The sequence below is a fragment of the Hominibacterium faecale genome (assembly GCF_020734085.1).
Taxonomy (GTDB): domain Bacteria; phylum Bacillota; class Clostridia; order Peptostreptococcales; family Anaerovoracaceae; genus Hominibacterium; species Hominibacterium faecale.
In genome coordinates this window covers 24130-36463 of record NZ_JAJAGH010000013.1, presented here as the reverse complement: position 1 = coordinate 36463, position 12334 = coordinate 24130, and the positions used below count along the sequence as shown (strand labels likewise).

Annotated in this window: 14 protein-coding genes and 1 tRNA gene; 11 read left to right on the top strand and 4 right to left on the bottom strand. The window is 45.2% G+C overall.

The genetic code is table 11. From position 1 onward, the window contains the following. Positions 1 to 153 precede the first annotated feature (153 nt). The 6 genes from LG211_RS16835 to thrC all read left to right on the top strand — a co-directional run bounded on the left by LG211_RS16835 (position 154) and on the right by thrC (position 4496). The gene (locus tag LG211_RS16835; RefSeq protein ID WP_148397440.1) at positions 154 to 1032 is read left to right on the top strand and encodes a hypothetical protein; all 879 of its coding nucleotides are present in this window, start codon (positions 154 to 156) and stop codon (positions 1030 to 1032) included. A gap of 11 nt (positions 1033 to 1043) precedes the next feature. Next, positions 1044 to 1406 carry a VOC family protein gene (locus LG211_RS16830; protein WP_148397439.1) on the top strand — a complete coding sequence of 121 codons (363 nt, stop codon included), beginning with the start codon at positions 1044 to 1046 and terminating at the stop codon, positions 1404 to 1406. A 22-nt stretch (positions 1407 to 1428) separates the two neighbouring features. After that, positions 1429 to 2118, top strand: a complete 690-nt coding sequence (locus LG211_RS16825) for a phosphopantothenoylcysteine decarboxylase domain-containing protein (RefSeq protein WP_148397438.1) — start codon at positions 1429 to 1431, stop codon at positions 2116 to 2118. Then, complete coding sequence (gene coaBC, locus LG211_RS16820; protein WP_148397437.1) at positions 2115 to 2660, top strand: bifunctional phosphopantothenoylcysteine decarboxylase/phosphopantothenate--cysteine ligase CoaBC; 546 nt, start codon at positions 2115 to 2117, stop codon at positions 2658 to 2660. Before LG211_RS16825 ends, coaBC begins: the two co-directional genes overlap by 4 nt. A gap of 12 nt (positions 2661 to 2672) precedes the next feature. Then, a complete protein-coding gene (locus LG211_RS16815) occupies positions 2673 to 2948 on the top strand; it encodes a GNAT family N-acetyltransferase (RefSeq protein ID WP_148397436.1) in 276 nt (91 codons plus the stop codon). Between the two features lie 69 nt (positions 2949 to 3017). Continuing rightward, the gene (gene thrC / locus LG211_RS16810; RefSeq protein ID WP_148397435.1) at positions 3018 to 4496 is read left to right on the top strand and encodes a threonine synthase; all 1479 of its coding nucleotides are present in this window, start codon (positions 3018 to 3020) and stop codon (positions 4494 to 4496) included. 403 nt (positions 4497 to 4899) lie between these two features. Here the strand turns inward: thrC and LG211_RS16805 are convergent, their stop codons facing one another. Continuing rightward, a complete protein-coding gene (locus tag LG211_RS16805; protein ID WP_227755482.1) occupies positions 4900 to 5106 on the bottom strand; it encodes a hypothetical protein in 207 nt (68 codons plus the stop codon). Positions 5107 to 5262: 156 nt separating this feature from the next. Here LG211_RS16805 and LG211_RS16800 point away from each other — a divergent pair, with 156 nt between their 5' ends. From LG211_RS16800 to LG211_RS16780, 5 genes are all read left to right on the top strand, one after another. After that, on the top strand, positions 5263 to 5733 hold the full coding sequence (locus LG211_RS16800; RefSeq protein WP_148397434.1) for a methylglyoxal synthase: 471 nt from the start codon (positions 5263 to 5265) through the stop codon (positions 5731 to 5733). A gap of 91 nt (positions 5734 to 5824) precedes the next feature. Beyond that, positions 5825 to 5912, top strand: a tRNA-Ser gene (locus LG211_RS16795). A gap of 588 nt (positions 5913 to 6500) precedes the next feature. After that, a complete protein-coding gene (locus tag LG211_RS16790) occupies positions 6501 to 6827 on the top strand; it encodes a nucleotidyltransferase family protein (RefSeq protein ID WP_148397433.1) in 327 nt (108 codons plus the stop codon). 73 nt (positions 6828 to 6900) lie between these two features. Beyond that, positions 6901 to 7878, top strand: a complete 978-nt coding sequence (locus LG211_RS16785; RefSeq protein WP_269478104.1) for a PDDEXK nuclease domain-containing protein — start codon at positions 6901 to 6903, stop codon at positions 7876 to 7878. A gap of 80 nt (positions 7879 to 7958) precedes the next feature. Next, positions 7959 to 8279, top strand: coding sequence for a hypothetical protein (locus LG211_RS16780; protein ID WP_269478044.1), 321 nt, complete (start codon positions 7959 to 7961; stop codon positions 8277 to 8279). A 177-nt stretch (positions 8280 to 8456) separates the two neighbouring features. On the opposite strand, the gene LG211_RS16775 is transcribed toward LG211_RS16780, so the two are convergent. The 3 genes from LG211_RS16775 to LG211_RS16765 form a co-directional block, all read right to left on the bottom strand. Continuing rightward, complete coding sequence (locus LG211_RS16775; RefSeq protein WP_253020894.1) at positions 8457 to 8960, bottom strand: Ltp family lipoprotein; 504 nt, start codon at positions 8958 to 8960, stop codon at positions 8457 to 8459. Positions 8961 to 9073: 113 nt separating this feature from the next. Then, positions 9074 to 11278: a transporter substrate-binding domain-containing diguanylate cyclase gene (locus LG211_RS16770; RefSeq protein ID WP_148397431.1), complete on the bottom strand. Its 2205-nt coding sequence runs from the start codon at positions 11276 to 11278 to the stop codon at positions 9074 to 9076. A 179-nt stretch (positions 11279 to 11457) separates the two neighbouring features. Further along, positions 11458 to 12303: a MerR family transcriptional regulator gene (locus LG211_RS16765; protein ID WP_269478043.1), complete on the bottom strand. Its 846-nt coding sequence runs from the start codon at positions 12301 to 12303 to the stop codon at positions 11458 to 11460. Positions 12304 to 12334 lie beyond the last annotated feature (31 nt).

Sequence of the window (12334 nt, the reverse complement as noted above, 5' to 3'; positions counted from 1 at the left end):
CATTGTTGAACCAATTATCTCATTCGACAATTTTTGACACCGCTCCCGGCAACGCCGCACTCAATGGTTAGAATAGTATGGCATTTCAAGTAAATCTGTAGTAAAATAACAATGTGTTTGATGTGTTGTTTCAATTGTTATGGAGGGAAAGCTATGGATAAGAAAACCAGAACGATCATAATCGCTGTAAGTGCGGCTGCGGCTGTGGCTATGATCTTGGGCATTGTTGTTATCGCAGTTCAGGTGAAAGAGGTGCGGGACTTAATCGGAGAGGGCTCTGTGGTCGTCCATCAGACCCAGAGTTATGACGATGCAAGCATTGTTGAGACTCCCGAGCCGCCGTCGATTTTCTGCGACACCAGCGTGAAATTTAAAGGAAAAGATACCATCTCTGTCGAGGCAGGCACGGTGGAATGCCAACTATCGGTTACTCCTGTCGAATTCCGGGAGGGCACAAAGGCAAAGGTGAAAATAGACGGAAAAACCTATGCTTTAAAACAGAAAGAAAATACATTTGTGGGAACATTTCCAGTTTCCCTTTTCAAAAGCGTGGATCCGGAAGTGTATTTGATTGACGAAAAGGCCACGCGGACCGAGTCTGTGGATGGCGAAAACCCGTACATATCCACCGACTTTGGCTGGAGCGCAGCGGGATCAGATCCGTCAGCTGGCAAAGGTGAAACCCGATTTGACCTTCAAGTCACATTTGAATACGGCGAATTCATAGTCGAAGCGCCTTCTAATGCACAAGTAGTTGTAATGGCCGGCGGCAAACAGATTTATGAAAAACAGGTAAAGGTTACGGAGCTTGGGGAAGATTTTCCCGGATTTGACTGGAAAGACAGCGTCAAGAACCCGGATGACGCTGTCTTGGATGTTTATGTGGTAACAAAAGATGATAAAGGACTCACTTACCGCTATATGCTGGGCCAGGCCGGCAAAAAGCAGGACTTTTTCGATGAAGCGAAGAAGTCGATTACGGTTCTCAGCCCGGATGGAAAAGTTTTAGTAGATCGGAAGATCAAAGAATAAGGAGGATAAAGATGAAATTTACATTTGCAACCATACACGTGAAAGATTTGGAAGAATCCATTCGTTTTTATGAGGATGTGATCGGAATGAATACAGCGCGCAGATTTGCCGCCGGTCCCAACACAGAGATCGCATTCATGGAGGACGGTCCGGCGGAGATCGAGCTGATCTGTGACAAAACAGCTGCCCCGGGAAGCTTCAGCGAGGATCTGAGCCTGGGACTTTCCGTGGATTCGCTGGATGAGGCGATGGCGGAAATGGAGCGCCAGGGCGTTGTCATCACAGGCGGACCGATTCAGCCCAATCCCAATACAAGATTCTTTTTCATCAAAGATCCAAACGGCGTAACGCTGGAAATCATTGAGCAGAAATAAGCAGAAGGAGAAAAAGCAATCGATGAAGATCATCATTACAGCAGGAGGAACCAGCGAACGAATTGACGATGTCAGATCCATCACCAATACTTCCACAGGCAGACTGGGCCATGCCATCGGTGAGCGTTTTCTGGATAACTATTCACAGGAGATCGACCAGCTTTACTATCTCCACGGACTGAGAGCACAGCCCCTTGAGGGCGCCAATGTGACGGCAATCCCCATCGAGGGCGTTCGTGATCTGGAAGCAGAGCTGAAACGGCTGCTGACGGAAGAACGGATCGACGGGGTTATTCATGCCATGGCAGTAAGCGATTATATGGTGCGGGAAGTGACCACTCTGGAAAAGATCAAGTCCGGCGATACCACCAAATTGGAAGGAAATAAGATCAGCTCCAATATCGACGATTTGACCATCATCATGCAGCGGTCGCCCAAGGTGATCCGTATGATTAAAAAGCTCAGCCCGCAGACAACGCTGGTGGGCTTCAAACTGCTCAGCCATGTGCCCCATGAAGAGCTGATACAGGTGGGCTATGGGCTCCTGCAAAAAAATGATTGCAGCTTTGTCCTGGCCAATGATCTGGCGGAGATCGGCCCCAATATGCATAAGGGCTACTTGATCCACAGGGACGGTACCTGCGACTCCATGGAAAATAATGAGCAGATCGCAGATATGATCGCAAAACGGGTTTGGGAGGAAACGAGATGAACGTATTATTAGGGGTAACGGGCAGCATCGCCGCCTATAAGGCTGCGGAAATCACCAGCCGCTTGACAAAGCAGGGGCATAACGTGGATGTGATTTTGACGGAAAGCGGCAGCCGGTTTATCACGCCGCTGACCTTTCAGACATTGAGCAAAAACAAAGTCTATATGGACATGTTTGAGGAAATTACGCCCAGCGAAGTGAAACATATTTCGCTGGCAAAAAAAGCCGACCTGGTATTGATCGCTCCCGCGTCAGCCAATATCATCGGGAAAATAGCCGGCGGCATCGCAGATGATTTTCTGTCCACAGTGACTATGGCCGCGGCGGGCAGGGCGCCCATCTATCTGGCACCTGCCATGAATACGAATATGTATGAAAATCCCATCGTGCAGGCAAACATTGAAAAGCTGAAACAGTTTGGCTATCATTTTATCGATCCCAAAGCCAGCCTGCTGGCTTGCGGGGACTTGGGAAAAGGGGCGCTCGCTGATGTGGATGAAATCGTTGATGTGATTTTAAAAGCACTGGAGTGCGAACAGTAGGGGGAAACGAATATGGAATTACAAAAAGAAAAAAATCGAATTTTTGCAGTGGATAACAGCGGAAAACTAGTGGCGGAAATCACCTTTCCCGATGCGGGAAACGGCCTTGTAGACATCGATCATACCTTTGTCGATGACTCGCTGCGGGGACAGGGAGCGGCCGGACAGTTGGTGGAAGCGGCGGCAAAGCAAATTGCATCTGATGGAAAGAAAGCCAGGATTACCTGCTCTTACGCGGTGAAATGGTTTGAAAAACATGAAGAATACCGGGATATCCTCGTAGATTAATTTTTCATTGAACTTTCCGGCATTTTTTGTTAGAATCTAGGAATATTGAGCGTGTAAAGGAGTGAAGATATGATACATTACCAGAGTACCAGAGGAAGTAAATATATAAAGACGTCGGCTCAGGCCATTATTCAGGGCATCGCAGAGGACAAGGGGCTCTATGTTCCCAATGAAATCCCGGCTCTACCATTTGCCATTGAGGACATGATCGGAAAGTCCTATCAGGAGATCGCCTTCCGCATTATCCGGGCATTCTTTGAAGATTACACGGATGAAGAGATGGAAGCCTGCGTTAGGGGAGCTTATGATTCAAAATTTGAAGAAGAGGAGATCGTGCCCATTGTAAAAGGCGGCGACGCTTATTTTCTGGAACTGTATCATGGGAAAACGGCGGCGTTTAAAGATATGGCCCTGTCCATCCTGCCGTACCTTCTGACAACCGCAATGAAAAAGGAAAAGGAAGATAAAAAGATCTGCATTTTGACCGCAACCTCCGGTGATACGGGCAAGGCGGCCCTGGAAGGATTTGCGGACGTTCCGGGCACAGAGATCATCGTCTTTTATCCCAATAAGGGCGTCAGCCAGGTTCAGGAGCGCCAGATGGTGACGCAGGCGGGGGAAAACACCCACGTATTTGCCATCAACGGCAACTTTGACGATGCGCAGACCGGCGTGAAAAAAATCTTCAATGACAGCAGTTTTGCCGAAAAGCTGGCGGAAATCGATTGCAAACTGTCGTCGGCCAACTCAATCAACATCGGCAGATTGGTGCCCCAGGTGGCGTATTACGTTTACGGTTACATCAAGCTGGTCGAAAGAGGCGTGATTGAAAACGGCGATAAGGTGAACATCGTCGTTCCCACGGGTAACTTTGGTAATATTCTGGCTGCTTACTATGCGGGACAGATGGGCATTCCGGTTAAAAAGTTCATCTGCGCTTCCAACGAAAACAAGGTGCTCACAGATTTCATCAACACTGGAACCTACAACACCAACCGAGAATTCTTCCTCACCAATTCTCCGTCCATGGACATCCTGATTTCCAGCAATCTGGAACGGCTGCTCTATCACCTGAGCGGACAGGACGGCGAAGAGATCAAGGACCTGATGGAAAGCTTGGAAAAGAACAAGAAATATACCGTAAGCCCCAAGATCAATTATGCGCTGGATCGTTTTTACGGCGGCTATGCGGATGTGAAAAGAACCAATGAAACCATCGGCCATATGTATAACAAGTACGGCTACTTGATGGATACCCACACCGCGGTCGCATACCGGGTTTATGAGGATTATGTTGCTTATACCGGTGACAAGACGCCGACTCTGATCGCGTCCACGGCCAGCGCTTATAAGTTTGCCGACAGCGTTACAGAATCCATCGGCCTGGAAAAGGGTGAAAGCGGATTTGAATCGGTCAAGAATTTATATGAAAAGACAAAGGTACGCGTGCCTGCCGGGCTGAAGGATCTGGAGAACAAAGAAATCCGACATACGGGAGTTCTGGACATCGAAGAAATGCCGGACGCAGTATATGACTGCCTGAAATAAATACTAAATATGATGGAGAAGGCTGCCTGCATGAAAAAAAGCCATTGGCTTCATGCAGCTGACCGTCATCTGGGATTGCACTGGCTTTTACCTAAGTTAGTGCAATTTTCAATTTTTTGCCGATTTCTATTCGAAATGGGCAAAATCCGGGGGTATGTCCATATAAAAATACGATATTTGTACTAAATTTTTGAGGCGCCGAAATTATCTTGCTATATGAATATAAGAACAACTGCTTAAGGTTGCGCTAACTCTGCCTGGGATAGCCGTTTTTTGTGATAAAAGGTGAATGCTATATGGACTTCGGCTGGAAAAAGGTCAGACTCGAATATAAATGGAAATTATTTACTTTTTCGTTCGCTCTGTTGATGAGTTGCATTTGTAATCATCAAGGCAACTTCTGTCATGGTTGGTGTTGATGACTAGTATGTTGTTTAACGAGTTGTTTGCTGAATGATTGGTGGGCATTCTGCCGGGTTTTTATGCCAGCGGTGGTATAGCTTGCTCGATGCGGCTTGCAGGTTAAATTGGTATGGTCGATTTGGTGCAGGATTTTTTTGGCGGCAGAATGCCAGCGCATGAAAATTGGGGTTTTTCTGATTTTTTCCATAAACCTGTTCCCCACTTTGCTGCATTCAATTTTTCGGCAAAGCAGTATCCATATAAGCGAATGATCTGACAGCTACGTTAAATCTAGGTTAAACTTTGTCCATTGGGGTAGAAGATTGGGCATACTTTGATATAATGAAGGAAAGGAGGATAAAATATGAATGTAATAATGGAAAAACAAAAACGAATCGCGCTGATAGCCCATGATCATCTCAAGGATGAGCTGGTGCTTTGGTGTGTGAAAAACAAAGATGAGTTGAAGAAGCATTTTTTATGCGGAACGGGTACCACGTCCCGGTTGATCGCAGAGGCCACGGGCCTGCCGGTAAAGGCGTATAAAAGCGGTCCCCTGGGAGGCGATCTGCAGGTTGGTTCCAGGATCGCCGACGGTGAGATCGATATGATGATTTTTTTCTGGGATCCGTTGGAAGCACAGCCTCATGATCCGGATATAAAGGCGCTGCTGCGCATTGCGGTGGTTTACGATATTCCGGTGGCTACCAATAGTGCAACGGCTGACTTTCTCATTACATCCCAGTACATGAATTCTCAATATGAGCATGTGCTTCAGGATTTTCAGGCGCTGACGGAAAAGCGGGCGGAGACTATGAAAAAAGAATTTGAGTAAAACTATCGTTTTTACTTGCAAAGACCTGCGTTATATGGTAAATTATTAAGTGCGCCAAGCGGTCCGATTTGGGACACGCTGGGGCAGCTATGGAGGATTGACCGAGTGGCTAAGGAGCTCGCCTGGAAAGCGAGTAAGGTGTAACAGCCCCGCGGGTTCGAGTCCCGTGTCCTCCGCCAAAAAAACACGTCCGAATTCGGGCGTGTTTTTCTTTGGTGGAATTGAGATACAGTCGGGACTCGAACCCGAAAGGGCCGGAGCGTGAAGCGAGGCTGTCCGGCGGACAGCCGAGTAGCGACGGGTCCAAGCCGAAACGGGAGTGAAGGCGCAGGACGGCAGGTTGCGGAGCAAGCAGCGTAAGTCCCGTGTCCTCCGCCAGCAAGAACGTTACGAAAGTAGCGTTCTTTTTCTTTATAATACAGGAAATATCGATTGCGTAACATTTCCTGTATTTCAAAAAAGTTTACCTTGTGAAAGTGAGCGCGAAGCGCGAATAACGTTTCCAGAGGAAACTTTTTTATAGTATAAGGGATGTCGCCTTCTGAACATCTAGGCGGTATGCCTTATACTTCAAAGAAATGATTATAAAGAGTAAAAGCGGGTCTGAATGAAAATAATACCTAACATCAATTGGATATAATACTCTAAGATACAAAATGTCTATATAGTTAATTAACAGCCCGTTGTTATATTAGTAAGACAATGATAAAATATAGCATAATTATCAGATCGGTTCGATCACAACATAAATAAGGTGGTGCTGTAAGATGGATCGAGCAGCTATAGTTGAATTAGCAGAGGGAATCCAAGAAATTTTAGGCGAAAAAATTGTTAAAATTATCTTATATGGTTCTGTGGACAGGGGAACTGATACTGAGGAATCAGATGTGGATGTTGCTTTATTAATGATCGAGAAAATAGACCGGAAGACAAAAGACATATTATCAGATTTTATTGTAGATATGAATTTAAAATACAACAGAGTTTTTTCTGTACTAGACATAGATTATGAGCAATTTCAAGAATGGCAGCAGGTGTTACCGTTTTATAGAAACATAAATCAGGAAGGAATCATACTATGGAAAGCCAAGTGAAAAAACTGAATTTAGAGATAGAGGAACAGGAATTATGAAAAGCGAATTACTTGACTTGCAATTTTACAATTAAATTAAAGAAGTTCTGAACTCAGCACGGCATAAGGTTTATTCAACAGCTAATTTTGCAATGGTTGAAGCCTATTGGCAAATCGGAAAAGCCATAGTAGAGAAACAAGGCGGCAGTCAAAAATCAGAGTATGGCAGTGGGTTGTTAAAGGCGCTTTCAAAACAAATGACGCAAGACTTTGGGAAAGGTTTTACAGTTGCCAATTTGAAAAATATGAGGCAATTTTATTTAACTTTTCCAAATCGCTACGCACTGAGTAGCGATTTGAGCTGGACCCATTACAGACATCTTATGCGAGTTGAAAATGAAAAGGCCAGGCAGTTCTACGCAGATGAAGCGGTTCGATCAGGCTGGAGAACCAGACAGCTAGAGCGCCAGATCAATTCTTTCTTTTACGAACGGCTGCTTTCAAGTCAGAACAAAGAAAATGTGGCTTCAGAAATTCAGACTTTGGAATCGGGGAAAACGCCGGAAGATATTATAAGGGATCCATATGTTCTGGAGTTTTTGGGTTTGTCATCAAATGATGATTTTTATGAATCCGATTTAGAGCAAGCGCTTATCAACCACCTTCAAAAAATTTTGCTAGAACTTGGGAGAGGCTTTTCCTTTGTTTCGCGTCAAAAACGTATTACCTTTGACGGTCGACATTTTTGCATCGACCTGGTATTTTATAATTATATTTTGAAATGCTTTGTATTGATTGATTTGAAACTTGGTGATTTGACACATCAGGATTTAGGCCAGATGCAAATGTACGTCAATTATTATACCAGAGAACTTATGAATGAAGGGGATAATCCACCTATTGGAATTGTGTTATGTGCAGATAAAAGCGATGCAGTTGTCAAATACACATTACCGGAAGATAATCTTCAGATATTTGCTTCAAAATACAAATTATACCTGCCGACAGAAGAAGAACTGCGCCAAGAATTGAAAGCAGAATACAGAGCCTTGGAAGAAGCTGACAGCGTTTAAATTTAACTTTTCCAAATCGCCACGCACTGCGTGACTAATTGAGTTGGACGCATTACAGTCATCTTATGATGTATAAAATCATGAAATTGTTTGATATGTTAACGCTGCCCGAGAAGGAAGAGCTTCTTAAAGAGCTCCGGAAGCCTACAGATTTGGAACGCAAAGAACCAAAGAAAACCAAGTTGGAAGAGGCATGGCATGATATTCAGCGAAACATAAAGAAAGTAAACTTCTATGATTATATTGATGATCAGCTTGAGATAACGTTGATTTGGGACATCTGCGAAGACCTGATAAAGCCGTCGAGATTGCTGAGCTCGGACTCAGGAAGTGCAAAAGAGACCAGACCGAGATTCTCATATATTTGCTCCGGCATGCACAGGAGACCGGAGACCAGATAAAAGCTGCCAAGCTCATCAAGGGCGCAAAGCTCCGCAAGGCCGTTAACTTTGCTAAGGTACAGGTTGTGATGCTGTCAGTTTATCTGATGTTCGGATAATAACTGTCCCAATTTCCCACCCGCTCGCAGCAATTAGCTATTATGCATCCATAGAGTACAACTTAAAATAATCTTTTCATTAATAGCCGACAGATTTCGCACCATGTGCAGCTTGTTTGTCTGTAAAGCCTTCAAATTCTAATTGTTCTTTTAGACCTTTTTTGGAAAAGCCAGCGTCAAGCATTAAGTAGTCTTTAGCTTTTTGCAGGGCATTTTTTTCACCCAGCGTAGTACTTTCAGTTGCTGCCGTCGTTGCCGGGGCTTCAGTGGTAGCCATTGTCGTAGAAGGTGTCGCCTCTGTAGGTGTGGAAGCCGTTTCAGTATTCTCATCTCCGCTTGCAAAGCATCCAACTATACCTAAAACAACAATAATTACAAGGATAATGAACCATACCCGTTTATAAATCGGCTTCTTTGCTTTCATGCCCTGACCTGGTCTTGGCGTGGAAGGTATTGTAGGTTCAATATCACTAGTAGTTTTGGATCGTTCGGGAAATAGATGCGGAACTTCTTTCATTTCAGAGCCGCAATTTGGGCAAAAGTTCGTGTCTGCCTCAGTTCCACATTGTAAACATTTCTTCATCGTGTCCTACTAAAAAATTGTGTACTTTCTCTAACCATACCCCATCATGCCTTAATTAAATTATTATTCTACCATTATACAATACTATTTCTTAAAAGCTTCGCAATAGCCCACTAGCTCGACGCCGTGCAAACACAGTTGCTGCCGCCTTCTTTTGCCCGGTAAAGCGCCTTGTCCGATGCTGCGATCAAGCTTGAAATTTTGTCACCGGACCGCGGCGTCATACAAGCCGCTCCAATGCTGACCGTCGCCTTTGTCGGCTCGCCGCCGCAAGTTTCCACGGAAAGTTCTTCCACCTTCCTGCGGATTTTTTCCGCCATAAACGAAGCGCCGAACAGATCCGTATTGGGCAGCAGGATCACGAATTCATCCCCGCCGGTACGCGCGGCCACATCCCCCGGACGCGAAAGGGATTCTCTGAATAAGGCAGATATGGACTGAAGCAGCAAATCCCCCTGGGGATGGCCGTAAGTATCGTTGTATTCCTTAAACCGGTCCAAATCAACGGTCAAAAGGCTGATGGGAATCCTGTATTTTATGGACTCAGCCCACTCATGTTCCAGCTGTTTTTCGAAAAAGCGCCGGTTATACAAGGATGTGAGCGGATCGGTCATCACCATCCGGTGAGAAGAACGCTCTCGCTTCCGATAGAGTACCACAACCAGAGCAAGAATGACCAAGAGCAGGGCTGATATTCCCGCCAGATAGGGGACCCTCTGCTCAGCCAGCTTCTTGCTGTAGTCGAAAACCCGTCTTTCCCAGTGATCCGTAATTTCTTCGCAGTCCACCAGCTTCTGCGCCTTGCTTATGATGGAACTGAGCACCTTTTGATCCTTGTTGAGACCAAAGTAAGCCTCGCAGGGAATATTCAAAGGAACGTTTACCTTAAAGCCAGGTCGTTCCATATAGTTGGTAATAAATAAAAGCAAATGGCGGGGCATCATAATCAGATCCACATCTCCGGCTCCCAGAGCTTCAAAGCACAGCTTTGCGTCCGAATACAGTTTAATATTTTTGTGGTCTGGGAATATCCGGTTGAAGGTTTCCTCGTAGGCCGTGCCCTCAAGAAGTCCCACCTTTGACAGGGTGACCTGACTGATGGTCATATCGTCTTGGTCCATGCGGGACAAAAGAGCATAGCTGTCCGTGGAATATGGCGCGTCCGGCCACAAATAACGTCCGCTGCGGTCCTTGGACTTAATCAGGTTGGTAATGAGCACTACGTCGCCGTTGTCTAATTTTTCAAGGATCGAATTCCAGGGTTCCTCTGTTCCTGTGGTTACTTCAAAAGAAAGATCGGTCAGACTTTGCACTTCATCGAGAATATCATGGGCAATACCCTGCCACTTGTGCTCCTGCTCGTTGTAAAAGCTGATGGGATAGTTGTCGAACTCTGCGGCCACAGGGATTGGCTGCTTGTTATCGATATGATCCTTCAGATACGCCTTTTCTTCCGCGGTGAGCGATTTGTACAGCTGTTGGCGCAAATACTCTTTTTTTCCCTGTTCATATAAATCCGACAGCTCCTGCTTGCCGCCATGTTTTAAATATTTCTCCACCACATTAATCAGCGAGCTCAGATCCGGATTGGCAGTAGCCAGCGAAACAGAAGTAAAAGCTACCGGGTAATACTCCTGATAGGCGATATCCGAGTAATATTCCAGTAGCGAATCGGTGGTGGCCTCGTGAACAAAGCCGTCGAGGGTGCCGTCACGCAGTCCTTCCGCCGCCTCTTTGTAGTCCCGGACAAAGACCGCCTCAAAGGGTACTGCGGAAGTTTCCCGTACCCGCTCATAGGTTGTGGCATCTTTCAGAAAACCGTAGCGCAGCGTCTCCTTGCTGCTCAGAAGATCCAGAGGTTCTCGGTTGGCATTGCGAAAAACAGCAAAGGAACGTTCCGCAATAGAGCTGGTCATAAAATAGGTTTTGCGCCTGTCTGGCGTAGCAGTAAATTCGCCGCTCAAATCTACAGAGCCATCGTTCAGGGAGGCTTTCAGTTTATCCCACTCCAGGATCTGGGGCGTGATCTTCAAACCCAGCAAGCTGCTGAGCCGCTGGCATACAAGATTGGCGTAGCCTCCGATCTGGCCATCTAAGGAAACAAACGCCTCTTCCGAATAAATCATTCCGTAAACCAGGCCCTCCGGGTGCTGCTGTTTCAGCGATTCTATTTGGGCGATCTCTTCCTCGGTTACCCCGGGGATGTCCGTATAATATGCCGCCGCTTTGTCGTTTGACGCAGCCGAAACGGTGATCACAGATCCAAATAGAAAAAATATGAAGAAATATATGAAAACACGTTTGCAGTGTTCAAGCATTGGATTTCCTCCCAATCTCAAATTCGCGTACTGGTTGTGTGTGGCACATAGCTGTACTAGGCCATATATTCGCCAAAATAGGAATTGACCGCCGTGGCGTCTCTCTGGGAGCAATCGTAGCTGTCACATTTTATTATATCACTACATTTTATTAATGGACAGAGGGCGGGGGAAATAATTTATCTCGTCAACAGTGAGATGCGGATGAAATATGAGTCCATCGTGTTGGTGGTCATTTCATCTAAAAGATATTCATCATAAAAATAGTTATCTGTTTCCAGTCCGCTATCTTTTGCAAACGCTAAAAGCTGCTTATGGTATTTGGGAGTCTTCCAATATCCATCTTTATGATAAATGGTAAGATAATCCCCTTCTGGATGTATCCAGGGATCGGAATAGTCGTTTTTGTTTGTAAGCTTTGTCTGAAAATATTTATGATGAATAATTTTATTTTCATATATGGAATCAATATGGGTAATTTCACCTACAGAATAAGGCGAATAGATATCAAGCAGCTTTAGGGTTTTGTTATGATAGCCTTCGTAATGATAAACTTCTTCAATAACGTAAGGGTTTCCATCGAAGGCAGTGACATAGAAAAATTCTTCAGGAAGATGTTGAATTTTAATTTTATTTAATTCAGCGTTCAACGCTTCCTCTGTAATGCTCCGTCTGCCGTTTATAAATTTCTGGAGCCGTAAAATCTGTGCAAGCCTTTCTTCGAGCTGCGCCGCTGTTTTGTTCAATAGCTTGGCAAATTTCTCTGGCGTTCGATTTTCAACGTATTTTTTGATCTCCAATATTGGCATATCCAATTCACGCAGCGTTAAAATCAGTGTAATATCGTCAAACTGCTGCCAAGAATAATATCGATAGTTATTGTCGCCTTTTATCTGGGGGGAAATCAATCCAATCTTATCATAATAATGAAGTGTGGATTTTTCGATGTCAAACATTTTCGCGAACTGCCCGGTCGTATAGAGCCCATGCTCGTTTAGCTCATTTATTTCGTAATCATTTAACATAAAATACTCCTTGACTGTAAAGTTCCTTTAT